Annotated in this window: 23 protein-coding genes and 9 tRNA genes; 2 read left to right on the top strand and 30 right to left on the bottom strand. The window is 46.7% G+C overall.

Translation table 11 applies throughout. The features are described 5' to 3' along the window. Positions 1-21: 21 nt before the first annotated feature. The 14 genes from rpsO to rlmE form a co-directional block, all read right to left on the bottom strand. Positions 22-291: a 30S ribosomal protein S15 gene (gene rpsO, locus SO_RS05625; RefSeq protein WP_011071437.1), complete on the bottom strand. Its 270-nt coding sequence runs from the start codon at positions 289-291 to the stop codon at positions 22-24. A 127-nt stretch (positions 292-418) separates the two neighbouring features. Next, on the bottom strand, positions 419-1,372 hold the full coding sequence (gene truB / locus SO_RS05620; RefSeq protein ID WP_011071436.1) for a tRNA pseudouridine(55) synthase TruB: 954 nt from the start codon (positions 1,370-1,372) through the stop codon (positions 419-421). Continuing rightward, positions 1,372-1,815: a 30S ribosome-binding factor RbfA gene (gene rbfA / locus SO_RS05615; protein WP_011071435.1), complete on the bottom strand. Its 444-nt coding sequence runs from the start codon at positions 1,813-1,815 to the stop codon at positions 1,372-1,374. Before rbfA ends, truB begins: the two co-directional genes overlap by 1 nt. A 63-nt stretch (positions 1,816-1,878) precedes the next feature. Then, on the bottom strand, positions 1,879-4,536 hold the full coding sequence (gene infB, locus SO_RS05610; RefSeq protein ID WP_011071434.1) for a translation initiation factor IF-2: 2,658 nt from the start codon (positions 4,534-4,536) through the stop codon (positions 1,879-1,881). Between the two features lie 25 nt (positions 4,537-4,561). Beyond that, positions 4,562-6,061, bottom strand: coding sequence for a transcription termination factor NusA (gene nusA, locus SO_RS05605; protein WP_011071433.1), 1,500 nt, complete (start codon positions 6,059-6,061; stop codon positions 4,562-4,564). Between the two features lie 29 nt (positions 6,062-6,090). After that, entirely contained in the window at positions 6,091-6,546 is a 456-nt protein-coding gene (gene rimP, locus SO_RS05600; RefSeq protein WP_011071432.1) for a ribosome maturation factor RimP, read from the bottom strand. 168 nt (positions 6,547-6,714) lie between these two features. Beyond that, positions 6,715-6,791, bottom strand: a tRNA-Met gene (locus SO_RS05595). A gap of 83 nt (positions 6,792-6,874) precedes the next feature. Then, a tRNA-Leu gene (locus SO_RS05590) sits at positions 6,875-6,961 on the bottom strand. Positions 6,962-6,970: 9 nt separating this feature from the next. Then, the gene (gene secG / locus SO_RS05585; protein ID WP_011071431.1) at positions 6,971-7,306 is read right to left on the bottom strand and encodes a preprotein translocase subunit SecG; all 336 of its coding nucleotides are present in this window, start codon (positions 7,304-7,306) and stop codon (positions 6,971-6,973) included. A 1-nt stretch (position 7,307) separates the two neighbouring features. Further along, on the bottom strand, positions 7,308-8,090 hold the full coding sequence (gene tpiA / locus SO_RS05580) for a triose-phosphate isomerase (RefSeq protein ID WP_011071430.1): 783 nt from the start codon (positions 8,088-8,090) through the stop codon (positions 7,308-7,310). A 193-nt stretch (positions 8,091-8,283) separates the two neighbouring features. After that, complete coding sequence (gene glmM, locus SO_RS05575; RefSeq protein WP_011071429.1) at positions 8,284-9,621, bottom strand: phosphoglucosamine mutase; 1,338 nt, start codon at positions 9,619-9,621, stop codon at positions 8,284-8,286. 73 nt (positions 9,622-9,694) lie between these two features. Next, a complete protein-coding gene (gene folP / locus SO_RS05570; protein WP_011071428.1) occupies positions 9,695-10,528 on the bottom strand; it encodes a dihydropteroate synthase in 834 nt (277 codons plus the stop codon). Between the two features lie 159 nt (positions 10,529-10,687). Next, the gene (ftsH, locus tag SO_RS05565; RefSeq protein ID WP_164925641.1) at positions 10,688-12,661 is read right to left on the bottom strand and encodes an ATP-dependent zinc metalloprotease FtsH; all 1,974 of its coding nucleotides are present in this window, start codon (positions 12,659-12,661) and stop codon (positions 10,688-10,690) included. Positions 12,662-12,690: 29 nt separating this feature from the next. After that, complete coding sequence (rlmE, locus tag SO_RS05560; RefSeq protein ID WP_011071426.1) at positions 12,691-13,320, bottom strand: 23S rRNA (uridine(2552)-2'-O)-methyltransferase RlmE; 630 nt, start codon at positions 13,318-13,320, stop codon at positions 12,691-12,693. Positions 13,321-13,410: 90 nt separating this feature from the next. Here rlmE and yhbY point away from each other — a divergent pair, with 90 nt between their 5' ends. Further along, on the top strand, positions 13,411-13,710 hold the full coding sequence (yhbY, locus tag SO_RS05555) for a ribosome assembly RNA-binding protein YhbY (protein WP_011071425.1): 300 nt from the start codon (positions 13,411-13,413) through the stop codon (positions 13,708-13,710). A gap of 56 nt (positions 13,711-13,766) precedes the next feature. Here yhbY and secF read toward each other — a convergent pair whose 3' ends face one another. The 7 genes from secF to SO_RS05520 all read right to left on the bottom strand — a co-directional run bounded on the left by secF (position 13,767) and on the right by SO_RS05520 (position 20,325). Beyond that, positions 13,767-14,651, bottom strand: coding sequence for a protein translocase subunit SecF (gene secF, locus SO_RS05550; RefSeq protein ID WP_011071424.1), 885 nt, complete (start codon positions 14,649-14,651; stop codon positions 13,767-13,769). Between the two features lie 2 nt (positions 14,652-14,653). Next, positions 14,654-16,510: a protein translocase subunit SecD gene (secD, locus tag SO_RS05545; protein WP_011071423.1), complete on the bottom strand. Its 1,857-nt coding sequence runs from the start codon at positions 16,508-16,510 to the stop codon at positions 14,654-14,656. A gap of 295 nt (positions 16,511-16,805) precedes the next feature. Continuing rightward, positions 16,806-17,342 carry a hypothetical protein gene (locus SO_RS05540; RefSeq protein ID WP_238560551.1) on the bottom strand — a complete coding sequence of 179 codons (537 nt, stop codon included), beginning with the start codon at positions 17,340-17,342 and terminating at the stop codon, positions 16,806-16,808. Positions 17,343-17,610: 268 nt separating this feature from the next. Next, entirely contained in the window at positions 17,611-18,087 is a 477-nt protein-coding gene (greA, locus tag SO_RS05535; RefSeq protein ID WP_011071421.1) for a transcription elongation factor GreA, read from the bottom strand. A 264-nt stretch (positions 18,088-18,351) separates the two neighbouring features. After that, positions 18,352-19,170 carry a DUF4198 domain-containing protein gene (locus tag SO_RS05530; RefSeq protein ID WP_011071420.1) on the bottom strand — a complete coding sequence of 273 codons (819 nt, stop codon included), beginning with the start codon at positions 19,168-19,170 and terminating at the stop codon, positions 18,352-18,354. A gap of 29 nt (positions 19,171-19,199) precedes the next feature. Next, a complete protein-coding gene (locus SO_RS05525; protein WP_164925836.1) occupies positions 19,200-19,712 on the bottom strand; it encodes a DUF2271 domain-containing protein in 513 nt (170 codons plus the stop codon). A 16-nt stretch (positions 19,713-19,728) separates the two neighbouring features. Further along, positions 19,729-20,325, bottom strand: a complete 597-nt coding sequence (locus SO_RS05520) for a PepSY-associated TM helix domain-containing protein (RefSeq protein ID WP_011071418.1) — start codon at positions 20,323-20,325, stop codon at positions 19,729-19,731. 410 nt (positions 20,326-20,735) lie between these two features. Between SO_RS05520 and SO_RS05515 the strand changes: the two genes are divergently transcribed. After that, positions 20,736-21,371, top strand: a complete 636-nt coding sequence (locus SO_RS05515; RefSeq protein WP_164925835.1) for a hypothetical protein — start codon at positions 20,736-20,738, stop codon at positions 21,369-21,371. Between the two features lie 803 nt (positions 21,372-22,174). On the opposite strand, the gene SO_RS05510 is transcribed toward SO_RS05515, so the two are convergent. From SO_RS05510 to pth, 9 genes are all read right to left on the bottom strand, one after another. Next, a tRNA-Gln gene (locus SO_RS05510) sits at positions 22,175-22,249 on the bottom strand. Between the two features lie 36 nt (positions 22,250-22,285). Beyond that, positions 22,286-22,370: transfer RNA gene (locus SO_RS05505), tRNA-Leu, on the bottom strand. An 81-nt stretch (positions 22,371-22,451) separates the two neighbouring features. Continuing rightward, a tRNA-Met gene (locus tag SO_RS05500) sits at positions 22,452-22,528 on the bottom strand. A 1-nt stretch (position 22,529) separates the two neighbouring features. Further along, positions 22,530-22,604: transfer RNA gene (locus SO_RS05495), tRNA-Gln, on the bottom strand. 21 nt (positions 22,605-22,625) lie between these two features. Continuing rightward, positions 22,626-22,700 (bottom strand) — tRNA-Gln (locus tag SO_RS05490). Positions 22,701-22,746: 46 nt separating this feature from the next. Then, a tRNA-Leu gene (locus tag SO_RS05485) sits at positions 22,747-22,831 on the bottom strand. A gap of 54 nt (positions 22,832-22,885) precedes the next feature. Next, positions 22,886-22,962, bottom strand: a tRNA-Met gene (locus SO_RS05480). Between the two features lie 207 nt (positions 22,963-23,169). Then, positions 23,170-24,261: a redox-regulated ATPase YchF gene (ychF, locus tag SO_RS05475; RefSeq protein WP_011071416.1), complete on the bottom strand. Its 1,092-nt coding sequence runs from the start codon at positions 24,259-24,261 to the stop codon at positions 23,170-23,172. A 154-nt stretch (positions 24,262-24,415) separates the two neighbouring features. Then, positions 24,416-25,003: an aminoacyl-tRNA hydrolase gene (gene pth / locus SO_RS05470; protein WP_011071415.1), complete on the bottom strand. Its 588-nt coding sequence runs from the start codon at positions 25,001-25,003 to the stop codon at positions 24,416-24,418. Positions 25,004-25,063: the final 60 nt, after the last annotated feature.

Raw genomic sequence — 25,063 nt, 5'->3', positions numbered from 1 at the left:
TTTACGTTAGCCGACGTGTGATTAACGACGTAAGCCTAACTTTTGGATCAGCTCATTGTAACGTACAGCTTCGGTACGCTTCAGGTAAGCTAATAACTTACGACGAGCGCTAACCATACGTAACAGACCACGGCGTGAGTGGTGATCGTGGATGTGCTCTTTGAAGTGATCTTGCAAATGGTTGATTTGAGCAGTTAACAGCGCAACTTGAACTTCAGTTGAACCAGTGTCATTTGCGCCACGGCCAAATTCAGCCAGGATTTTTGCTTTCGCTTCAGTACTTAGTGACATGTGTCTCTCCAAATATAAAATGATAATCTCCAGCCGATCACTAACTCAGCCAGAGGGCGCGCTATTCTACCGATAATCTCAGGCGCGCGCAATAAAAGCAGGTGGATTAATCAAGCATTAGCTTTAACTAAGGTGCTTTAGGCTCATCGTGGATCACGATAAGTCGCTTAGGTGCTAGCAAACCATCCTCATTCATCGAACCGATGCCAACAAAACGCTGCTCAGCACCTAATGTAATCCTTACAAGTTTGTCAGCCTCTAAGCCCGCTACTCGCACAGCCTGCCCTTGCATTAAATACGCAGCGCTGGCCTCTGGCACATTCACCTCTGGAAAGTCTGCAACCGCTGTATCCATTGGCAGCAGTAGAGCATCCAACAAACTACTTGGATCAAGCTGTTGTTCTTGCGCCTTTACAACTAAGGCTTCTAGCTGCTCAAGGGAGACCATTTTTTCGTAGGGATAATGCGCCACTTGAGTGCGACGCAGCATGATGACGTGAGCACCACAGCCGAGCATTTCACCTAAATCGTCAATGATAGTGCGAATATAAGTTCCCTTAGAGCAATGAATGTCTAAGGTCAGCTCATCACCTTCTAAACTGATAAAGTTCAGCTCAAATACGGTGATAGGGCGTGCCTCACGGGGCACTTCAATGCCTTCGCGGGCATACTTATACAAAGGCTGGCCTTGATATTTGAGCGCCGAATACATCGAAGGCACTTGCAAGGTATCACCACGAAAATGCGCTAGAGCCGACATCAGCTGGTCTTGAGTAAACTCAAGTGGGCGCGTCTGCACCACTTCGCCGTCAGAGTCGCTGGTATCGGTACGTTGTCCCAGTTTTGCCGTCACCAGATAACGTTTATCTGAATCCAGCAAATGCTGCGAAAACTTAGTCGCTTCGCCTAAACAGATTGGCAGCATGCCCGTCGCCAGAGGATCGAGCGCACCAGTATGGCCTGCTTTGTTTGCATTAAAAAAGCGCTTTACCCGCTGTAATGCAAAGTTGGAGCTCATGCCAGTGGCTTTGTCCAACAATACAATACCATCGATAAAGCGGCCCTTTGAACGTCTTGCCATTACACTTTACCTTCGGTGTCATCGCTCTCTTCGATGTCATTCTCAATAACATCATCGTCAACGCTACCAAACTGCTGTTGTTTCGCTTTATCGCTGTTGATGACTTGGCTGACGAGGTTAGACATACGCATACCTTCAACCAATGAACTGTCATAAACGAAGCGAATCTCTGGCATCACGCGCAGCTTCATACGGCCAGCCACTAAGGTGCGGATGTAAGGCGCCGCAGCAATCAGCGCGTTAAGCTTTTCTTGCACCACATCTTTGTCTTCTTCAAAGAAGGTGACAAAGACTTTGGCGTAACTTAAATCGCGAGAAACATCAACGTCATTGACGGTCACAAAACCAATACGGGGATCTTTCATGTCGCGCTGTAGGACAACAGCCAGCTCCTGCTGTAACTGTTGGCCTATACGACGTGTACGACTGAATTCTTTTGCCATAATAGAGTTACCATAGCTAATGTCATTAAATTGAAAGGGCGGCTAATGCCGCCCTCTTTATCGTTACAGTGTACGTGCCACTTCGACGGTTTCGAATACTTCGATTTGGTCACCCACGCGGACATCGTTGTAGTTCTTAACACCGATACCACATTCCATGCCATTGCGAACTTCGTTAACGTCATCTTTAAAGCGACGCAGCGATTCGAGCTCACCTTCGAAGATCACCACGTTATCACGCAGAACACGAATTGGTGCGCTACGCTTGATGGTGCCTTCAGTCACCATACAACCGGCGATAGCGCCCAGTTTTGGTGATTTGAAGACGTCACGAACTTCAGCCAGACCGATAATCTGTTGTTTGAATTCAGGTGACAGCATGCCTGTCATCGCCGCTTTCACTTCATCAATCAGATTATAGATAACGCTGTAGTAACGTAGGTCAACACTTTCGTTTTCGATAGTCTTACGCGCTTGTGCATCGGCACGCACGTTAAAGCCAACCATAATCGCATTAGATGCAGCCGCTAAAGTTGCGTCAGTTTCAGTGAGCGCACCCACGCCGCGGGCGATAATGTTCACTTTCACTTCGTCGGTAGACAGACCCATTAATGAGTCAGTAATCGCTTCGAGTGAACCTTGAACGTCAGCCTTCAGAACGATGTTCAGTTCCTTCACTTCGCCTTCGGTCATGTTCGCGAACATGTTTTCCAGCTTAGACTTCTGCTGACGCGCTAATTTCACGTCACGGAACTTACCTTGACGGTAAAGGGCTACTTCACGGGCTTTACGCTCGTCACGTACGACAGTGGCTTCATCACCTGCTGATGGCACACCTGACAGACCTAAGATCTCAACTGGGATCGATGGACCCGCTTCTGTGATTGAACGGCCGTTCTCGTCCTTCATTGCACGGATTTTACCGTACTCTAAACCACATAGAACGATGTCGCCTTGGCGCAGTGTACCCTCTTGAACCAGAATCGTTGCCACAGGGCCGCGACCTTTGTCCAGTTGTGATTCGATAACAACACCCGCTGCCATACCGTCACGAACTGCTTTAAGTTCAAGTACTTCAGCTTGCAGCAGAATGCCTTCGAGCAAATCGTCAACACCCGCACCAGTCTTAGCAGATACAAAGGCGAACATGTTGTCACCGCCCCAATCTTCAGACATCACGCCGTGCTGAGATAATTCACTCTTCACGCGGTCAATATCCGCTTCAGGCTTGTCCATCTTGTTCACTGCCACGATCAATGGCACGTTACCCGCTTTAGCGTGTTGAATCGCTTCGATGGTTTGCGGCATAACACCGTCATCGGCAGCCACAACCAGAACAACGATGTCCGTCGCCTTAGCGCCACGGGCACGCATTGCGGTAAACGCGGCGTGGCCAGGGGTGTCTAAGAAGGTGATCATGCCGTTTTCTGTCTCAACATGGTATGCACCGATATGCTGAGTAATACCACCGGCCTCACCCGCAGCCACTTTCGCGCGGCGGATATAGTCAAGAAGTGAGGTTTTACCGTGGTCAACGTGACCCATAATGGTCACAACAGGTGCACGAGGCTCAAGCTTCACGCCGCCTTCTTCATCACGCTCAGACAGAACTTGTTGCTCTAATTCGTTTTCACGGATCAGTACAACTTTATGACCCATTTCTTCAGCAACTAACTGGGCGGTTTCTTGATCTAACACTTGGTTGATCGTCACCATTGAGCCCATCTTCATCATTTGCTTGATGATTTCAGTCGCTTTAACCGCCATTAAGTGAGCCAGTTCTGCAACAGTAACGGTTTCACCGATACGCACATCACGGTTAACAGCAGCAACGGGCTTATTAAAGCCATGGGCCATTGATTCTGGCGCGGTGCTACGGTTACGCATGTGTTTTTCACGGCCGTCACGGGCATCTTTACCACCACGTTTGGTTTTGGCGGTGTTTTTGTTGCGCGCACGACGGCCACGTTTTTCTTCATCCATATCCGATGAATCTTCAGCAGCACGAGCCACTTTAGAGGTAGTGATATGGTGATCGCTATAGCGTTCAGCTTCTAAACGTTGACGCTCTTCCTCGGCCCAACGCTTAGAGTTTTCTTCTGCTAATAGACGCGCTTTTTCAGCCGCTTTCGCCGCTTCTTCAGCTTGCTTACGTTTAGTTGCTGCTTCTTGTGCCGCTTTTAAACGCTCAGCTTCTATACGTGCAGCTTCCGCTTCTGGCGACGTGTCTTTAGTCACTTTGACTTCAGCAGCTGCTTTCGCTTTTGCTTTCGCTTCTGCTTCTGCCTTAGCCTTCGCCTCTGCTTCGACTTTAGCCTTCGCCTCGGCTTCAGCCTTAGCTTTCGCTTCAGTTTCTGCTTTAGCCTTCGCTTCGGCTTCAGCCTTGGCTTTAGCTTCTTCTTCCGCTTTAAGCACCGCGTCGCTCACATCACGTTTAACAAAAGTACGCGTTTTACGCACTTCGACTTTAACGTCTTTAGATTGACCACCATTACCAGCCACACTCAGGGTCGATACGGTTTTACGTTGCAACGTCATTTTGGTCGGCGCATTATCGCCACCATGCTGTTTCTTCAGATAATCAAGTAACTGCTGCTTCTCAGCTTCAGATACATTATCAGCTTGGCCTTTCTTAATTCCGGCCTGAGAGAATTGCTCAATCAGACGTTCAACACTTTTACCCACTTCCGTGGCCAATTTCTCTACGGTAGTATCTGCCATCAGTTAAATCCCCCTGTTGATCGACTTATGCTTCTTCGCCAAACCAACAGATGTTGCGGGCGGCCATGATCAGCTCACCTGCTTTTTCTTCTGTCAATTCTTCAATTTCGATCAAATCATCAATGCCTTGTTCAGCCAAATCTTCTAGAGTTACGATACCTTTGCTTGCTAAAACATAGGCTAAGTGTCTTTCAACACCTTCAAGTGCTAATAACTCTTCACTTGGCTCCACACCATCTAGTGCTTCTTCAGATGCGAGCGCTCGAGTTGAGATCGCAGCCTTTGCACGTTCACGTAATGCTTCAACGAGATCCTCATCGAAACCATCAATTGCTAATAATTCAGACACAGGCACATAAGCCACTTCTTCGAGCGAAGTAAAACCTTCATCAGCCAGTACTTGTGCAAAATCTTCATCTACATCCAGAGATTTCATAAATAAGCTCTTCACCTTAGCGCTTTCGGCTTGGTGTTTCTTATTCATGTCTTCCACTGTCATCACGTTCAGTTCCCAGCCAGTCAGCTGAGTTGCTAAACGAACGTTTTGCCCATTGCGACCAATGGCCTGAGCCAAACTTTCTGCTTCAACGGCGATATCCATTGAGTGGTTGTCTTCATCTACGATGATAGAAGCCACATCAGCTGGCGCCATGGCGTTGATCACATATTGTGCTGGATTATCATCCCACAGCACGATATCAACACGCTCACCACCGAGTTCATTCGATACGGCTTGAACACGCGCACCACGCATACCAACGCAAGCACCGATGGGGTCGATACGACGGTCGTTTGATTTCACGGCGATCTTAGCTCGCGCACCAGGGTCGCGCGCTGCGCCCATCACTTCAATCAATTCATCGGCAATTTCCGGTACTTCAACGCGGAACAGCTCAATAAGCATGTCTGGCTTAGTGCGAGTTAAAAATAACTGCGCGCCACGCGCTTCAGGACGAACTGAGTAAAGCAGTGCACGAACACGGTCACCAGGACGGAAAGATTCGCGTGAAATCAAGTCTTCACGGAACAATACGCCGTCAGCGTTATTGCCTAAGTCGACAACGACACTTTCACGGGTTGCTTTCTTAACAACACCAGTGATCAGTTCGCCTTCTTTATCTTGGAACTGCTCAACCACTTGCGCCCGCTCAGCTTCACGCACCTTCTGCACGATGACTTGCTTGGCGGTTTGAGTGGTAATACGGTCAAAAGCCACTGATTCAATTTGGTCTTCAATGTATTCGCCAGGTTGGATCTCTGGTTCTTCGAAACGTGCCGCTTCCAGTGTGATCTCACGGTATGGGTTTTCTAACGCAACACCGTTGTCATCGATCACCATCCAACGGCGGAAAGTTTCATAAGCGCCAGTTTTACGGTCGATAGCAACACGAACGTCGATATCACCTTCGTATTTTTTCTTGGTAGCGGTAGCCAGCGCAGTCTCTAGCGCTTCAAAAATTTTCTCGCGTGGAACGGCCTTTTCATTTGAAACCGCTTCAGCGACTAGCAGAATCTCTTTATTCATTTTGTCTTGCCTCGTTCACCTTGAAACCATCAAAACTTTGCGATGATGTTGCCTTTACGGATATTATCCAAGGCGACAACCAGCTCTTTACCATTCACATTCACCGACAGCATTTGGCCGTCAACCTGAGTAATGGCGCCTTTTAAATTACGACTGCCCGCGACAGGCATAGTCAGTTGAAGTTTGACATCCTCGCCGACATAGGCCGCGTATTGTTCAGCAGTGAACAGCGGTCTATCTACACCAGGCGAAGAAACCTCTAAGGTATATTCAGTAGAAATAGGGTCTTCAACATCTAGCACAGCACTGACTTGGCGACTTACGTTGGCACAATCTTCGATATTGATGCCATTCTCACCATCAATGAACACGCGCAGTATGGAATGTTTACCGGCTTGTACATATTCAATACCCCAAAGTTGAAAGCCTAATGCTTCCACAGGCACTTTGAGCATGTCTGCCAGTCTGGATTCTAATGTTGCCAAAATTGACCCCCGAAAAAACAAAAAAGGGCTTAATAGCCCTAGTAAAACGTCGTATAGGATACGACAAATTTAAAAGTCCCAGACAACAAAAAACCCCGTAATGACGAGGTTATTAGCTTCAAGAACCTGTAAACCATAATGAATTAAACAACATTCATTACTAGGAGCTGGTTGCGGGGGCCGGATTTGAACCGACGACCTTCGGGTTATGAGCCCGACGAGCTACCAAGCTGCTCCACCCCGCGTCAACTGTGTGCAAGTATATTGACTAACGTCTTTGCTTGCAATAACTAAGTCTGTTCTTATCGATACTGACTTAGCTTAATTATGGTGCCGAGAGCGGGACTTGAACCCGCACGTCCGTTAGGACACAGCCACCTCAAGGCTGCGCGTCTACCAATTTCACCACCTCGGCGACACCTTTTTAGTCAGGAATTTTTGTTTCTGACTTTTCGGTTCCTTGCTCAACAGGTTGGGTAACCTGTTCAGTGTCTGAACCTAAATTTTTCCATGCATCTTCATTTTTTGCGTGGTTTGCACTTAAATTGCCAATTAGCAAACTTAAGGTAAAAAACGCAATGGCTAGGATTGCCGTTGTGCGTGTCAGGAAGTTACCTGAACCGCTTGAACCAAATAAGGTACCTGATGCACCGGCGCCAAATGAGGCCCCCATGTCAGCTCCTTTACCCTGCTGGATTAAGATCAGGCCAATTAAACCTAATGCAACCAACAAGTAAACAACCACTAAAACTTCATACATATTATGCGCTCATCGCTATGGTACACAGACTTAAAAACTCGGTAGAGTTTAAACTGGCACCGCCAATCAGTCCACCATCAACATCAGGTTGGGCAAATAAATCTGCCGCGTTACTCGGTGTCACACTTCCACCGTAGAGAATCCTGATATTTTCCCCAATAAATGGAGACACTTCAGAGAGACGTTTGCGAATAAACGCATGAACTTCTTGCGCCTGCTCTGGTGTAGCGCTCTTACCAGTTCCTACTGCCCATAATGGCTCGTAAGCGATAATGGCGTTATCAAAAGCCATAGTGCCATTTTTTTGGATCACTATGTCCAACTCTTCAGCAATCACCTCAAAAGTACGTCTTGCTTCTCGTGCTGGACCCGACTCTCCCACACATAAAATAGGGGTTAAGCCGTGCTTTTGTGCTGCAGCGAATTTCTCCGCTACAATATTACTCGTCTCTCCGTACATACGGCGACGTTCTGAATGCCCGATAATAACATATCGACATCCGCAATCTTTAAGCATCTGACCCGAAACTTCTCCGGTATAAGCGCCAAAGTCATGCTGACTTAAATTCTGTGCGCCCATCCTAACAAGTGAACCGTCTAACGCTTCCTTGTTTGCTTCTAGCAGTTGCCTGACGCTTTCTAGATAGATAGAAGGCGGGCATAAAACCACTTCAGCTGAATCATTTTGGAGCTTTGAGGCAAATTTCTTGAACAACTCTTGGGCTAATGCCGCACTGCCGTTCATCTTCCAATTGCCAGCTACCATAGGACGTCTGAGTGCCATCACTGTCTCCTCTGAAAGCGGCGTGAATAATAGCGAACCACTTATTAAGTTACAATAGCTAAATTCGAAATTTTTCAGATATTAGGTTGGAATGCTTACTTTTTACACGCCGAACTCAGTTATTGCTCATTTATGCAGCTAACACCTTCTTTTTTAATCGGTATCAGCTGCACTTGACTAAAGATTCACTTGATTAGCTCGCCGATTTTACCGCATCTGCGATCAGATTAGCGTGCGCTAACACCGTATTGTGATCATCGCCTTCAACCATAACGCGGATTAATGGTTCTGTTCCTGATTTACGTAGTAATACTCGGCCACGAACACCAAGCTCTGATTCAACTTGGGCTTGTGCTGCCTTGACTTTATCAGAACTTAAGGGATCATGTTCGCCTTCAAAACGCACATTCACTAACACTTGCGGCAACATTTCCATAGGCGCGGTTAATTGCTCTAACGTTGCGTTTTGACGACGCATGGCTGCCAGTACCAAAATCCCCGCCACAATACCATCGCCCGTCGTACCATGGTCAAGGTTAAGAATATGACCCGAATTTTCCCCCCCAATGCGCCAATCGAGTTCTTTCAGTAACTCCATCACATAACGGTCGCCCACTTTTGAACGGGCAAAGGGAATATCTAACGCTTGCAGGGCTAAATCAAGGCCCAGGTTAGACATAAGTGTCCCCACCACCCCACCGCGTAACACGCCACGGGCTTTAGCATCACAGGCAAGGATATAAAGAATTTGATCGCCGTCGATCACTTCACCTTTGCTGTTGACCATCATGATACGGTCACCATCGCCATCGAGCGCAATCCCTAAATCAGCAGTTTCAGCCAAAACAGTTTCGCAAATCTTCGCCATGGACGTTGCACCCACTTTGTCATTGATGTTGACTCCGTTTGGTTTATCACCAATGGCAATTACTTCAGCACCTAACTCTCTAAATACCGCTGGAGCAATGTGATAGGTTGCACCATGGGCACAGTCCACCACAATTTTTAGCCCCGTTAAGGTTTGATCTGCAGGAAAGTTACCTTTGCAGTATTCAATATAACGGCCACGGGCATCTTCGATACGTGACACTTTACCGAGGAGATGCGATTCAACACAAACCAATGGTTTTTCGAGTTCTGCTTCAATTTCTAGCTCTAGATTGTCGTCAAGTTTACTGCCATCGGTTGAGAAAAATTTAATGCCATTATCATAGTAAGGATTGTGGGATGCACTGATCACCACGCCCGCTTCGGCGCGGAAAGTGCGAGTGAGATAAGCCACCGCAGGCGTTGGCATTGGTCCCATTAACATCACATTAAGCCCTGCGGCAGAAAGACCCGCCTCTAACGCTGATTCAAACATATAACCTGAAATACGGGTATCTTTACCAATAATGACTTTTTTAGTGCCACTACGGGATAAGACCCTTCCAGCAGCCCAGCCCAATTTTAATGCCAGTTCAGGCGTCATCTGGCCAGAGCCCACTTTGCCACGAATGCCATCAGTTCCAAAAAATTTACGTTCGCTCATATCGCCCCACAAACTTCAATGTGTTCCTTCGTTCGGGATCATAATATTAATGAAATACTTAACAAAAATAGCGCTAGTAATATGCCTGTGTCGCTTGTAACACTTTGAGCATATCAACTGTTTCAGGGACATCATGGACACGAATGATATGTGCCCCTTTCTGGGCCGCTATCATAGCGCCAGCAAGGCTTCCCGCAAGGCGCTCGGAGGTCGGCCTAGCAAGAAGATTTCCTATCATGCTCTTACGGGATAAACCTATCAAGATTGGCAGTTCAAACTGAGTAAAAGTCTCTAACTTTGCTAGCAATTCATAGTTATGCGCTAAAGTTTTACCAAAGCCGAAGCCTGGGTCGATTAACAACCGCTCCCGCGGGATCCCTGCCTCGAGACAGGCTTGAATACGCTCGTTTAGGAATTCAGAGACATCAGCAACTAGGTCGTGATATTCGGGTGCCGCTTGCATAGTGCGTGGCGCTCCCTGCATGTGCATCAAACATATAGGTACATTCAGCTGCGCCGCAGTCTCTAATGCACCAGGCTCCAATAACGCGCGAACATCATTAATTAAATGGGCACCGGCATTCACCGCCTGTCGCATCACTTCGGGCTTACTGGTATCGACCGAAATCCACACATCATGGTGTTTGGCAACATACTCTACCAGCGGGATCACACGAGCGAGCTCATCCTCAACGCCGACATCAGCCGCCCCTGGTCTTGTTGACTCGCCGCCGATATCAATGATGAGCGCTCCTTGAGCGACCATCTCATCGGCATGCTGGCAAGCTAATTCAAAGGAAGAGAACTTTCCACCGTCGGAAAAAGAATCGGGAGTGACATTCAGAATGCCCATCACTACGGGCGAAGCTAAGGATAAGCGTTTGGTTCCAGAAATTAATTCAAACACGCATTGACTCCATTTGGGACTGCTTGCTAGCGCGTTTCATCCGTTTTCTGCGCATTTCGCTGGTTTGACTCATTAAAGAGCGAATGACAGCGCAGTCAATTTTCTAGCAAGATAAAACAAGAAAACCCCTTAACGGGGTTCTCTTTCAATTAACAACCATTACTTAACGGGTGACTCGTCGGCATCTTTAAGCTCAGCCTCTGCAGGAGCAGATTTGACGACTTCATCAACTTTAACAGCTGGCTCACCTTTACCATTGCCTTTATCATTTGAACCGTTTTCATCGGCTTGCCAATCGGCAGGCTGACGTACTTCACGGCGATTCATTAGATCGTCAATCTGCAGTGAGTCGATGGTTTCATACTTCATTAACGCGTCTTTCATCGAATGCAAAATATCGACGTTATCTTGAAGGATTTGCTTAGCACGACTGTAGTTTTTGTCGATAAACGCCTTCACTTCAGTATCGATAAGCGTAGCGGTTTCATCGGACATCGCCTTAGCTTTACCCATGCTACGACCTAAGAAGACTTCACCTTCTTCTTCAGCGTAAAGTAATGGGCCTAATTTGTCGGAGAAGCCCCATTGGGTCACCATATTACGCGCAATCGAAGTGGCATACTTGATGTCCTGCGAAGCACCAGTAGAGACTTTTTCAGTGCCGTAGATCAGCTCTTCGGCTAAACGACCACCGTAGGCAACTGAAATTTGGCTTTCTAACTTACGACGGCTTTGGCTGATCGCATCCGCCTCGGGCAAGAAGAAAGTCACACCTAAGGCACGACCACGTGGGATAATCGTTACCTTGTGAACAGGATCGTGCTCAGGCACTAAACAGCCCACAATCGCATGACCTGCTTCGTGGTATGCGGTCATCTCTTTTTCCGCTTCAGACATCACCATAGAACGGCGCTCAGCACCCATCATGATCTTGTCTTTTGCGCGCTCAAACTCTTCCATGCCAACAACACGACGGTTACCGCGCGCAGCAAACAAGGCCGCTTCATTAACTAAGTTGGCTAAATCTGCACCTGAGAAACCTGGTGTACCACGGGCAATCACGCTTGCTTTGACATCTTCAGAAAGCGGCACTTTACGCATATGCACTTTAAGGATTTGCTCGCGACCGCGAACGTCTGGCAGGCCAACAACCACTTGACGGTCAAAACGGCCTGGACGCAGCAGAGCAGAATCAAGTACGTCAGGACGGTTTGTCGCTGCAATAACGATGATACCTTCGTTACCTTCGAAGCCATCCATCTCAACCAGCATTTGGTTAAGGGTTTGCTCACGCTCGTCGTGACCACCACCTAAACCCGCACCACGTTGGCGACCCACAGCATCGATTTCGTCGATAAAGATGATACAAGGCGCAGATTTTTTCGCCTGTTCGAACATGTCACGCACGCGAGATGCGCCGACACCGACGAACATTTCCACGAAGTCAGAACCTGAAATCGTAAAGAAAGGCACTTTTGACTCACCCGCAATCGCTTTCGCCAGTAAGGTTTTACCTGTACCTGGAGGACCTACCATGAGCACGCCCGTTGGAATACGGCCACCCAACTTTTGGAATTTGGTTGGATCGCGCAGATAATCAACAAGTTCTTTCACTTCCTCTTTCGCTTCATCACAACCAGCAACGTCAGCAAAAGTGGTTTTGATTTGATCTTCGCTCATCAACTTGGCTTTGCTCTTGCCAAAGGACATTGCGCCTTTGCCACCGCCGCCTTGCATTTGGCGCATAAAGAAAATCCACACACCAATCAGCAGCAACATTGGGAACCAAGAGATGAAGATCTGGGTTAAGAACCCTGATTCTTCGGCCTCTTGGCCTTTCATGGTGATGCCTTTACGGTCAAGATCATTAATCAAATCTTGATCATACAGTGGCATGATGGTCGTGAATTTTTCGCCCGTACGCTTGGAACCTTCGATAGTACGTTGGTCACTTTTCACTTCAACGGTAGCGACTTGTCCATCACGAACATTGTCTAGGAAAGTAGAATAATCCATCTTCTGCGATGACGAAGAAGAGGGGGAGTAACCCTGAAACACTGACATCAGCACAACGGCGATGACAACCCAGAGTATTAAATTTTTTGCCATGTCACTCAAATTACTAGACCTCATAAAGTCTTGCGATGATTAACGCTAGGGTACTACAACTTGTACCCTGTCGCCACAAGATAGACCTCACGGGAGCGTGCCCGCGACGAGTCCGGTTTACGTGTTTTTACGACTTTGAATGCCTCTTTAACCGCCTTCATATATTCGTCAAACCCCTCCCCCTGAAAGACTTTGACCGCAAAACTGCCGTTAGGTGCCAATACTTGATGACACATATCTAACGCCAACTCGACTAAATACATGGCGCGCGGCTGATCGACACCGTCTGAACCACTCATGTTGGGCGCCATATCAGACAATACAACGTCAACCTTATCTGCACCGACGCGAGTTAGCAATGCTTCAAGCACTTTCTCTTCACGAAAGTCCCCTTGCAAGAAATCCACGCCGACGATGGGATCCATCGGTAAAATATCACAGGCGATGACTTTACCTTTGTCTCCGACTAGCTTAACGGCTACCTGAGACCACCCACCAGGAGCAGCCCCTAGGTCAACAACCGTCATACCTGGGCGGATCAACTGATCCTTTTGCTGTAGTTCTTCAAGCTTAAACGCAGCGCGAGAACGCAATCCCCGTTTCTGTGCTAGTTTGACATAATGATCATCAAAGTGTTCCAGCATCCAGCGATTGGAACTGGCCGTACGTTTTTTACCTGACATTTAAAATCCGCAACAATTGAGAGTTACACAAAGGCTATATAAGGGTAGAATAGCGGTTTTTCAACAGTAACTCAGCAAAAGTTGGTAGAAATGAACTTAACAACCAAACAAAAACAGCATTTAAAAGGTCTGGCGCACAATTTAAAGCCAGTGGTGCTGCTTGGTGCCAATGGATTGACTGAAGGTGTACTCGCTGAAATTGAAAGCGCACTCGCTTATCATGAATTGATAAAAGTGAAAGTAGCCTCTGCTGACAGAGAGCTTAAAAATGCCATCGTTGATGCCATAGTACGTGAAACTCAATCTGCAAAAGTGCAACTTATTGGTCATATTCTGGTGATTTATCGTCAATCACCTGAAATGAAAATTGCCTTGCCAAGAGCGAAGTAATTTTCCAGCCTTAAACAAAACGGCCACTCAAGCGAGTGGCCGTTTTGTTTTGCCGCCTAAGGAGTATCTGTAATAGCTTGTACTTGATAGTGCTCAGGGGCTAACCCTAAAAATTCCGGTAATGAGGTTCCGACTGATATCGAAGAGAAAGTGCCAGTTAAAATGCCGATAAACATGGCTATCGAGAACCCTTCTAACGGCCCTCCGCCCATTATCCATAGTGCACCAACGGTCATTAAGGTGGTTCCTGAAGTCACCATAGTTCGGGAAAATGTCGCCACAATGGCTTGGTTGTTAATCTCTTGAATCGCAAGTTTAGGTTTTGCAATCAATAGCTCACGAATACGATCGGCAATAATGATCGAGTCATTGAGCGAGTAACCTAAAATCGCCAACACAGCGGCCAGTACCGTTAAATTAAATTCCATCTGTGTCAGCGAGAAAAAGGCAAGCACAAACATCACGTCGTGTACCAGCGCAAATAATGCACCAGAAGCGAGACGCCATTCAAAACGGTAACTCAAATAACCTAAGATCGCTAACATAGCAACTAACAGTGCAAGACCGCCCTGCTCTGCCAGTTCTTTACCCACCTGCGGACCGACAACGCTGGTATTTAACACTTGTACTTCGCCAAGTGGCGCTAAGGTTTGCGCAATATCAACATGACTTTGGGCCGTATCTGCGTAACGCAATACCCATCGCCCCGGCTCACTAGCCGAAATCACGCTGACGTCTTGCTGATAGGCAGCATTCAATAATGGCTGCAATTCACTACTGGTGATTTTTCTATCAAGTTGTACTTCGGTAACCACCCCTCCCGTAAAATCTAAGCCCCAGTTAAAACCCTTCACGCAGACAATAGTTAACGATGCAAGCATTAAAAAGATCGAGATAGCGCTCGAAATATAGCGCCATTTAGTCAGATTAATATTCTTCATACTTATACCCTCACATGACGGCGCGCATCACGCCCGTAAACTAGGTTGATTAAGGCTCTTGAGGCAAAAATACCGGTAAACATACTGGTCAATAGACCTAAACCTAAGGTCAAAGCAAAACCTTGGATCGGACCATTACCAATGGAATAGAGCACAACCGCGGTAATCATCGTGGTGAAATTGGCGTCGAAAATAGTTGAAAACGCACTGTCAAAACCGGTGTCGATGGCAAGTGCAAAACTTCGGCCTTCCTTCAACTTGTCTTTTATCCGTTCGAAAATGAGTACGTTAGTATCAACCGCCATACCAACGGTTAACACCAGGCCAGCAATACCGGGTAAGGTCAGTACTGCACCAGGAATAAGTGCTAATAGGCCAAACAGGATCACCATGTTAGAAATCAGTGCAACGTTTGCCACCCAACCAAGACGGCGATACCACAGCGCCATAAACAGCAGTGTAATCCCCATACCTAAGCCGAGCGCTGCAAAGCCGTTTTCAATGTTTTCAGCACCAAGGGTTGGGCCAATAGTACGTTCTTCAACGATAGTTACAGGCGCCGTCATTGAACCTGCACGCAACAACAGCGCTAATTGCTGGGCTTCTTGATAGGTCCCAGCGCCAGTAATGCGGAAACGATCGCCAAGTTGGGATTGAATGGTCGCAACGCTAATGATCTCTTGGGTTTGCTTGGCTTTACCTTGCTCATCACGGCTATATTCGCTGTAGGATGTTGCCATAGGTTTACCGATATTGGCGCGGGAGAATTCCGACATTTTCTGCCCACCAATACGGTCAAGGTGAATGTTAACCTCGGCCATGCCCATTTCGCCAATATTGGCACGGGCATCTACAATATGGTCGCCGCCAAGCACTGGTGAACGAGCAACGTAAACGGGATTTCCTGACTTATCCTTCAGAACCTGCGCATTCACAGAACCTGACTCTTTAACTTCAAAAAAGGCCAAGCTTGCGGTCGCACCAATCACGTTTTTAGCGGCAGCGGGATCTTGAACTCCGGGTAACTCGATACGAATGCGGTGTTCACCCTGACGCTGAACCAAGGCTTCAGTAATCCCCAGCTCTTCAATACGACTCCGCATAATTTGCAGGTTTTGCTGCACCGTTAAATTACGGAGTTTGCTCTGCTCATCTTGGCTGAGTTTGATGACTAAGCCATTATCCGCATTAGTTAATTGCCAAGTCGGGTAGCTTTGCTGGATAAACTGACGTACGGCGGCGCGGGCGCTATTGTCTGCTTGCGCAGCATCAGACAATGCAATCGCGATTTGTAACGCCACATCATCACGAGTGTTATCGATACGTACGCTGGCACCACGAATTTGCTGTTCGCGCAAAAACTGTCTTAAGGATTCGACTAAGGCATCGGCTTGGGCTTGGTAGACGGGCTGCACATCCACATCGAGTAAAAATTGCACGCCACCACGTAAATCGAGCCCTAGCTTAATTGGCTCAAAACCGAGATTTTGTAGCCAACTCGGCGCCGCACTCACCAATGCCAGCGTGAGTTCCTTTGGCTCAATGACCATAGATGACACTAAGGTTTTTACTAAGGTTTGCTCACTGTCATCATTGAGGACGATCAGAGTTTGCCCTTTATCCTCACCATGTTGCTTAACCTCAATACGCTTAACCTCTATCCCTTGGGCTTTTAACTTATCCCGCAGTTCAATGGGCGTAAGATTAAGTCCAGCTTTGGCGCCAACTTGCACTGCGGCATTTTCGCCATACCAGGTGGGTAATGCGCTAAATAACATCACAATAATAGTGACGATTAGTACAATATATTTCCAAGCTGAATAATGATTTAGCAGCTTTTTACTCTGAATGTTATCCATAAAAATCACTCACATTCTATTGCCGAGCAAGGACCATGGCGCGACATAAATGCGCCCCAAAGTGGCCTGTCAAACTGGCAATAACAGTATTACGGTGAAACCAGTTCGTTAACCATATGGCTGATTAACTCGCGGTGGAATCATGGGTTATCTAAGCAAAATGCCTAGAGTTCCAACGAGCTAAATGCGCACCCAAACAGGTTTCGAGCGAAGTAAAATGCAGCATTAACAACATGAGACACTCCTATGTGGAATGCGTTGCTGTTGTTAACTTGCATTAACGGGTGAGAGTGGATTAAGCTGCTTGTTGACTAAACCGATATTGGAGGTTTGAAACTTTCCAGCCGGAGATCCGTGCTGGCGATGATTCAGCCAAAAGCGTCCAATCTGGACGAGCATCGAGGCGAAGATTTTCCCCAAGCGCTGGTTCGGATTCTGGTGTGAATTCAAAAGCTAAGAGGTAATTAGGTTTAACTTCACGCACATCATGCTGGACAAGATTGATAAATCGCTGGGAGTTTACAGGGGCAAAATTAAAATCATCGGAGTGACTGACTAATTCAGACTCAGAGCAATCAGCTGCAGTAGCCTTATCAAGGGTGTTACAGATGGACGTCTCATTGGCTTTAGGTTGTGAGTGAGACACCTTTGAAGAATTTGCAGAAAAAGAGTTGAGTGTTGCTGCATCTTGCGAAGCAAATTCCTGTGTATCCGCCGTAAGTGCACTTATTTGCGCACTCATCACAACCGTCGTAGATGACAAATACAGTTGATGTGATGTGATGTTGCGTGACACATAACCACCCGCATGGGCGATCAACATGATCGACATGCAAAGTAACATTAATGTGCGGCGCCACTGCTGAATCAAGCTCACATCCTACTTAGGTAATAACTCAAGATGAAATTACATGGAGAAATAAAATTTCGGCACGGTACATAAAATGCCAAGTGTGAAGCTTAGGTAACTCGCGCTTAAGAAACAAATTAAACTTTGTCCATCTTTAACATGTTTAGCGCTTATATTGCCCATTACCAGGCTTATTGAAGACATAAAAAAGCCGCTCAAGGCGGCTTTTTTAACGTATTAACGCTGGGACTTAAATATATTGTACCGAAATAATTTCGTAGTCAGTCAAACCACCAGGGGTCGTGATAGACACTTCATCCCCTTCGTTTTTACCCACTAAACCGCGGGCAATCGGAGAGTTGACTGAAATCAGGTTTTCTTTGATGTTGGCTTCATCGTCGCCCACGATACGGTAAGTGACTTCAGCATCAGTATCGAGATTTAAGATAGTGACAGTCGCGCCAAAAATAATCCGACCGTTGTTCACCATCTTAGTCACATCGATGATCTGCGCGTTAGAAAGTTTGCCTTCGATATCACGGATACGCGCTTCACAAATGCCTTGCTCTTCACGGGCAGCGTGATATTCAGCGTTTTCCTTTAGATCGCCTAATTCTCTCGCTGAGGCAATCGCTTCAGTGATTTTAGGGCGACGTTCAAACTTGAGCATATCTAACTCTTTACGCAGCTGTTCTGCACCGACAACTGTCATAGGAACCTTAGTCATAACTTCTTTCGTCTCCTTTAAAACAAAAGCAACCCGTGTCGACGCTAAGGTCAACACAGTAAAATCAGGGTGGAATTGCGCTATTCTAATCGTTATGCGCGTGGGATGCATCAAGAACTGTGCATCTTGCAGCTTACTGAAGCTAGCGCCCTGATGCTAGTAGTAAAGAATGATAGTGCGACCTTAATTACGACAAGAGCTAAAAACAAAAATGCCCACAAACTTGTTTGTGGGCATTAATCACTTTAGTAATAAATTCTTAGCTTATTCCAGCCCTGCCTCGAAGGTCAAAAAGATTTCGCTTACCGTCTTATCTGCAAGTGATTTATCTGGGCTTGGGCGCTCGATAGAGGCATGCAATAGATAACGACCAGCAGCTGGCAACGTCATGGCTACTTTACCTTCTTTATCAGAGGTTAAGCTGATTTCTTCTGGTTTGTTACGGTATAGGCTACCATCCTTCATGATGGCTACGCTTACGCCTTCAACGGGTTTTCCATCGTAGACAAATTGCAGCGTTGCAGGTTCATTCTCAACAATATCAGCAGGATGCGTGATAGGTACTAACTCTAAGTATTCACCTTTAGGTGCCAGTACCTTATCGGTTGGTTTATTACGGGTCACATAGGTTTCAACCCTAGCAACTGTCAATGAGCCTTTAAGGTCATAGGCATCCTTAGGCATCACAGCCGCGGTCGCTTTTTTATCAAGACGACTACGCACTACCTCTTCCTTTCCTTTGACTTTGTAAACCGAAAAATACCGAGGCGTAACTTCCTTCTCGAACTTATAGGTGCCGTCTTGTAATAGCTGCACATCGAAAACCGATTTACGGCCGCCAGTGTAGCTCGAGCTCGGTGAACTCGGCTTGCCATCGGGTAAATACACTTTCACATCACTAGCCGTTACAGGCTTATCAACCATAAACACTTGATTACTCGCTGAAACATCAGAGGTGATCCAAACGGCCTCATTACTTTCTGCCGACACATTGTAGTGGCTAGGTAAGATCCAGCGATCATGGCTGCTGGCAAATGGGCTGATGCACAGTGCGCTAACTAAGGCAACAAAACGTAATTTCATCTTCATATCCTTTTCGTTAAATACAGGGCTTAGCGAGTCATGCCGCTTAAGCGAATATCAATGACGCCAGTTTCAGTGGTGGCGGGTAATTGGGCGGTAAAATCCCCTGCCGCTAAATCAAAAGTTTGTCTCACTAAATCACGACCACCATGCTCACGTACCACTTCGATAAACACAGTGTAAGAGGCGGGGACTAAAGGTTTGCCAGCCTCATCTTTTAAGTCCCAATCAATTTTGTAGTGGCCCGCAGGACGTGTTGCCGAGGCGATACCATCGACAAAGCTCATATCTTCGCGTCCAGCTTTACGCCACCAACGACGAATATCCTTAAGCCATTTATGACCTTCATCCCATACCCACAGACTTAAGGTTTTAACCGTTTGTCCCTTGGCATCCTCAACCCATACAGCCACATAAGGTCGGTGATATTGCCCCTCGGTAATTTCAGGCAAGGTCAAATCAACCGTCATTCTAGGCGTGGCAAATACCACAGAACTCACAAATAACGCACCGATAGCGGTGGTGCGAATAAGATGACGCATCATCAATCGGCTCTCCCTATGGAACAAAATAAACATATACAAGTGCGCAGCCAGAGCTAACGAGCACCATATAAAACAACGATTTTTTAAGTCTTTTGGTTTGTGGTAACAGTAAATATGCGCCCGTGAGCGAGAACAAAATAATCAACAGCGCACAGAGATCGAGCACCCAAGCCCACACTATTCCAGTATTACGGCCCTTGTGCAGATCATTAAGCACTGCGACAACACCATAATCTAAGGTCTCGACATAGGCTTTGCCGTCGAGCAAATCTAAGGTGACGGTGCGATAGGTGCCAGGCCCCTTACTCACCAGACTGATTTCATCCTCATTAATATCGGCTGTGGCAATATCCATATCCCACTGACTTTTAAGCCAATGTCCTGCCGCCAAGCGCCACTCGGACTCCTGCGGCGCAGTCGGAATCAAATAGCTTGGAATATCAAACTGCTCACGCAGCGGCTCTTGATCCGCCGATGAAAACCAATTGGGATGATTTAAAGTGATCCCCGTAATCGCAAAAAATAGCATTAATAAAAGCAACGCCATTGAGACGTAGACATGGATAATGCGTGCATAGGAAAGGGATGATTTACTGACTTTTAATTTCAATGACTGACTCTCAAAAAAGGCATTTCAGGAATAGCTACCTAAAATCGCCAAAACTCAGCAGAACTTAGTGCCTGTATGAAATAAAACGAATGGCTGATAGTAAATGATATTTATTATCAAAAAGTATCATGTTTACAATCTTTACACATTCAATACGATAGCGCAGAAGAAAGGTCATAGCGGTTGGTTAACAAGGGTCGCATACCATGGGCAAATGACACATCGCAACAATTGAAAAATGTTCATTAATTCAAACAGATAAAAATCAACATCCCGACTAAAAATCACACCTAAAATTTACCTGTTTTTCCCTCTCGTTTACAGAATCGCAATCAGCTACAATCCGCCGCCGGCGACTTGCTGGTACTTCCAAAGGAAATATCATCTTGAGTACAACTTTGCTCAAAAAAATGCGTTGCCTGCATATTATCTGGCTCGCATTAATGCTAAATGCCTGTGTTGCTCCGCTACTGTTAATGTCACCCCAAGGTCAATTGATGTGGGCGTTGCTAAAACCTCTCGTTGGATTAAATCCCAATGATGTCGGGCTATTCGAACAGCCACTCATTAAAGATCGTATGAAGTCGCTACTCGGTGACAACTATGAGACCACCATGTCTCTGCTTAAAACTGCCGACAAAATTCAACAGGAAGGCCCCTTATTTTATATGGTGTCGACTTATACTCCCGTGCCTGAAATGGCAGAAAAAGCCGGATTTGTATGGAATTCGGAAACCAACCAAATGGCAGTGATGTTGTTAACGGGTGGCTCACCCAAAATTATCTCTGAGCAGTTTACGGATCAGGCCGAGAAACTCGTTCCAAGTTGGCCAAAAGAACTCGCCGACTATACCGATCCGCAAAAACTGCAGCAAAAAGCGATTGAAGCAGGGACAGAACAACTGCAAGAACAAATCCCAGCAGCTGCGCCCCTAAAAGCGGTTGCAACGGGTGATGTCAAAGCCACGCAGGAAGCTGTACTTGGAAAGGCAGCAAGCGAAATCACGGTTCCCACACCAGTCAAAGAAGTCAAACCCGCCCAATAATAACTAGGGCGTGTTGACGTTTCGAGATTAGATTTTGTTCGTTCTGGCAAGCACGTGCTCGCGAAACGAGGAATGATGTGTAGTTATTCTACTCAAATGACGAGTGACAAAGAGCAAGGGCTTGCCAGGCGAACCCTTCGGGCAGCATTTGGCTGGCTTTTCTGCCGCGTTATCGTCCGTTTATGTAGAATAACTACACTGCACGGACTTTGCCTTGCATAAAAGCCAGCCAAACTGCTGCAAAAATAACCCTGAAACGTCAACACGCCCTAACCTCCCGCTAGGGCGAACGTGTTTCTTATCCGTCACGGTAAAACGTACGACCAACTTAAGCCACTGTGTTGATAAAACACTGTGGCTTTTTTATTTTGCAGAAATACTCATCTAGCCTATGCGGCTGAAAGCTCTATCCCTTCTGTTGTTATACCAATCATATTAAATATCTGTTCATTCAGCTGGAATTCAACACGCTTTAGCGAAGGCTTGAAGGCATAGTGGTGCTCTGCCTAAGCCTTAAACGCAGTATAAAGCACGTTGCCATGCAGTGAATATCAGCGCCCTTCGAGAGCCTTACAGGCTTCCAACTCCCGTGTTACATTGACTTAAAAGGGAATAACCATTTCTGCGTCAATGCGCCTTGGATTGAGATACCTGTGAGGCTCTGAACTGATTAGATATTTAATGTGATAGGTATTAAAGGTACGTTGAACCTAAACAATGAAAGATACGTAAAGAGTAACGAACAAAATAAATAGCAGAAAATAGAAAGCAAAAAGCCCGTCATAAGACGGGCTTTTTAACTATGGCTGGGGTACTAGGATTCGAACCTAGGTATGCCGGGATCAAAACCCGGTGCCTTACCGCTTGGCGATACCCCAATTAACTTGTCTTCAACCTTTACGGTTGCATTTTGATGGTACGGGAAGAGAGACTTGAACTCTCACACCTCGCGGCACCAGAACCTAAATCTGGCGTGTCTACCAATTTCACCATTCCCGCATCAAAATGTACCAGATTTGCTCATACAAACATCTCTGGATTTTTACCAGATAAACCAATTGATTTACGTGGATTTAAATATGGTAGCAATGGCGGGACTTGAACCTGCGACCCCAGCATTATGAGTGCTGTGCTCTAACCAGCTGAGCTACATTGCCATGGCTGGGGTACTAGGATTCGAACCTAGGTATGCCGGGATCAAAACCCGGTGCCTTACCGCTTGGCGATACCCCAAAACTGAGAAACTAAAAATGATGGCTGGGGTACTAGGATTCGAACCTAGGTATGCCGGGATCAAAACCCGGTGCCTTACCGCTTGGCGATACCCCAACTAAAACTTGTTTCATCCACCCGCTAACGCAGATGTTTAAAATAATGGTACGGGAAGAGAGACTTGAACTCTCACACCTTGCGGCACCAGAACCTAAATCTGGCGTGTCTACCAATTTCACCATTCCCGCACAGCTTCAAGTTGACATCCTGAAGAGATGCTAGCAAATGCTAGTATAACGAAATGGTAGCAATGGCGGGACTTGAACCTGCGACCCCAGCATTATGAGTGCTGTGCTCTAACCAGCTGAGCTACATTGCCACTTCGTTATTGCGCGCCCCTCGTAGCGAGGAACGGGGCGTATTATGCTTATTCGAGGTATCGAGGTCAACAGCTTTTTTTCGCTATTTTCCTTGAGGCAAACCGTTCGGCTATTACTTCACCAAACTGAGCAACAGATGCACTAAATTAACTTCTGTTGCCCGTATTTTGCCTTACTTTCTAAAGCTTAGCCCAATATCAATTGGCTTATACGTTAAACAAGAAGTGCATGACATCGCCGTCTTGAACGATATAAGTCTTGCCTTCAACACGTAATTTACCCGCCTCTTTAGCGCCCGCTTCACCTTTGTAAGCAATAAAGTCGTCAAATGCCACCACTTGCGCACGAATAAAGCCACGTTCGAAGTCAGTATGGATAACGCCCGCCGCCTGTGGCGCTGTTGCACCGACAGAGACAGTCCAAGCACGCACTTCTTTTACACCCGCGGTGAAATAAGTTTGCAGGCTCAATAACTGATAACCCGCACGGATCACGCGATCTAAACCTGGCTCTTCTAACCCGAGGTCTGCCATAAACTCATCGCGTTCTTCAGCGTCCATTTCAGCCAATTCTGATTCAATCGCTGCGCACACTGAAACCACAATGGCATTTTCTTTTTCAGCAATTGCACGCACTGCATCTAAGTGTGGGTTATTGTCGAAACCATCTTCGGCCACGTTAGCAATATACATGGTTGGCTTTAAGGTTAAGAAGTTTAAGTAAGCAACGGCTTCTAATTCTTCCTTAGAAAGATCCATCGAGCGCAGCATTTTGGCTTCATCGAGCACTGGACGCATTTTCTCAAGGACTTCTACCTCAAACTTAGCGTCTTTATCGCCACCCTTAGCGCGTTTTTGCTGACGAATAACGGCGCGCTCTAAACTATCTAAGTCGGCGAGAGCCAGTTCGGTGTTGATCACTTCGATATCACGAGCAGGATCCACTTTGTTTGCAACGTGAACAATGTTGTCATCGTCAAAACAACGTACCACATGGCCAATCGCATCCGTCTCACGGATGTTAGCAAGGAACTTGTTACCTAAACCTTCACCTTTAGAAGCGCCAGCAACAAGGCCTGCGATATCCACGAACTCCATGGTAGTAGGCAATACACGCTGAGGATTAACAATCGCCGCCAGCGCGTCTAAGCGTGGATCCGGCACAGGTACAACGCCAGTGTTTGGCTCGATGGTACAAAACGGGAAGTTTGCCGCTTCGATGCCAGCCTTAGTTAACGCATTAAAAAGCGTTGATTTACCTACGTTAGGAAGACCAACAATGCCGCATTTAAAACCCATATTCTTACCTTTTTCTCGATGTTTGGCTGGCAAGTCGCACTCACCAGCAAGTTTTAGTCGCCCTGCCCTTAGGCAGTACATTGATAAATCATTTCGGTATTTGCATAGTGAACTTGGTAACGTCTAACAAGTTACAAGGTCGCTGACACAAACCTTACTCCGCTTTAAAGGAGTGTAATCGAGTCATGGCTTTCACCATGTCCTCTTTAAATAAAATTTCAGTTGAGCGCACGGCTTCGTCCACGGCGGCATTGATCAGCTCTTGCTCTTTCGCCGGGGCCTTACCCAGTACGTAACCACTGACTTTATTCTTATCGCCAGGATGACCAATCCCAATCCGTAAACGGTAAAAGTTTTTATCATTGGCTAATTTGGCAATAATGTCTTTTAAGCCATTATGACCACCATGGCCACCACCTAACTTAAATTTAGCCACGCCCGGCGGCATATCCAGTTCATCGTGGGCCACCAGAATTTCTTCGGGTGTAATACGAAAGAAATTAGCTAAAGCGCCTACGGCTTTACCGCTTAAGTTCATGTAGGTAGTTGGGATCAGCAAACGCACATCTTTACCGTGCAACACAGCTCTGGCTGTCAGGCCAAAATACTTGCTATCGGCGACTAAGCTCACACCACAGATACGGGCCAATTCTTCCACATACCAAGCGCCCGCATTATGGCGAGTCTGCACATATTCGGCGCCAGGGTTGGCAAGACCTACGATTAATTTAATTTCGCTCATGACACTCACTACTGGCACTCAAGACTGCGTTAATTGGTCGATAGCAACGAGCACACGGTC

This window comes from Shewanella oneidensis MR-1 (assembly GCF_000146165.2).
In the GTDB taxonomy this organism is placed as follows: domain Bacteria; phylum Pseudomonadota; class Gammaproteobacteria; order Enterobacterales; family Shewanellaceae; genus Shewanella; species Shewanella oneidensis.
Note: the sequence above shows the minus strand (reverse complement) of the source record. Positions and strands in the feature narration are given on the sequence as shown.

Coding starts and splice junctions, on each gene's coding strand:
- rpsO (WP_011071437.1), bottom strand. CDS start 291: ATGTCACTAAGTACTGAAGCGAAAGCAAAAATCCTGGCTGAATTTGGC.
- truB (WP_011071436.1), bottom strand. CDS start 1,372: ATGGCAAGACGTTCAAAGGGCCGCTTTATCGATGGTATTGTATTGTTG.
- rbfA (WP_011071435.1), bottom strand. CDS start 1,815: ATGGCAAAAGAATTCAGTCGTACACGTCGTATAGGCCAACAGTTACAG.
- infB (WP_011071434.1), bottom strand. CDS start 4,536: ATGGCAGATACTACCGTAGAGAAATTGGCCACGGAAGTGGGTAAAAGT.
- nusA (WP_011071433.1), bottom strand. CDS start 6,061: ATGAATAAAGAGATTCTGCTAGTCGCTGAAGCGGTTTCAAATGAAAAG.
- secG (WP_011071431.1), bottom strand. CDS start 7,306: ATGTATGAAGTTTTAGTGGTTGTTTACTTGTTGGTTGCATTAGGTTTA.
- tpiA (WP_011071430.1), bottom strand. CDS start 8,090: ATGGCACTCAGACGTCCTATGGTAGCTGGCAATTGGAAGATGAACGGC.
- glmM (WP_011071429.1), bottom strand. CDS start 9,621: ATGAGCGAACGTAAATTTTTTGGAACTGATGGCATTCGTGGCAAAGTG.
- ftsH (WP_164925641.1), bottom strand. CDS start 12,661: ATGAGGTCTAGTAATTTGAGTGACATGGCAAAAAATTTAATACTCTGG.
- rlmE (WP_011071426.1), bottom strand. CDS start 13,320: ATGTCAGGTAAAAAACGTACGGCCAGTTCCAATCGCTGGATGCTGGAA.
- yhbY (WP_011071425.1), top strand. CDS start 13,411: ATGAACTTAACAACCAAACAAAAACAGCATTTAAAAGGTCTGGCGCAC.
- secF (WP_011071424.1), bottom strand. CDS start 14,651: ATGAAGAATATTAATCTGACTAAATGGCGCTATATTTCGAGCGCTATC.
- secD (WP_011071423.1), bottom strand. CDS start 16,510: ATGGATAACATTCAGAGTAAAAAGCTGCTAAATCATTATTCAGCTTGG.
- SO_RS05540 (WP_238560551.1), bottom strand. CDS start 17,342: ATGTCGATCATGTTGATCGCCCATGCGGGTGGTTATGTGTCACGCAAC.
- greA (WP_011071421.1), bottom strand. CDS start 18,087: ATGACTAAGGTTCCTATGACAGTTGTCGGTGCAGAACAGCTGCGTAAA.
- SO_RS05530 (WP_011071420.1), bottom strand. CDS start 19,170: ATGAAATTACGTTTTGTTGCCTTAGTTAGCGCACTGTGCATCAGCCCA.
- SO_RS05525 (WP_164925836.1), bottom strand. CDS start 19,712: ATGCGTCATCTTATTCGCACCACCGCTATCGGTGCGTTATTTGTGAGT.
- SO_RS05515 (WP_164925835.1), top strand. CDS start 20,736: ATGCGTTGCCTGCATATTATCTGGCTCGCATTAATGCTAAATGCCTGT.
- ychF (WP_011071416.1), bottom strand. CDS start 24,261: ATGGGTTTTAAATGCGGCATTGTTGGTCTTCCTAACGTAGGTAAATCA.
- pth (WP_011071415.1), bottom strand. CDS start 25,003: ATGAGCGAAATTAAATTAATCGTAGGTCTTGCCAACCCTGGCGCCGAA.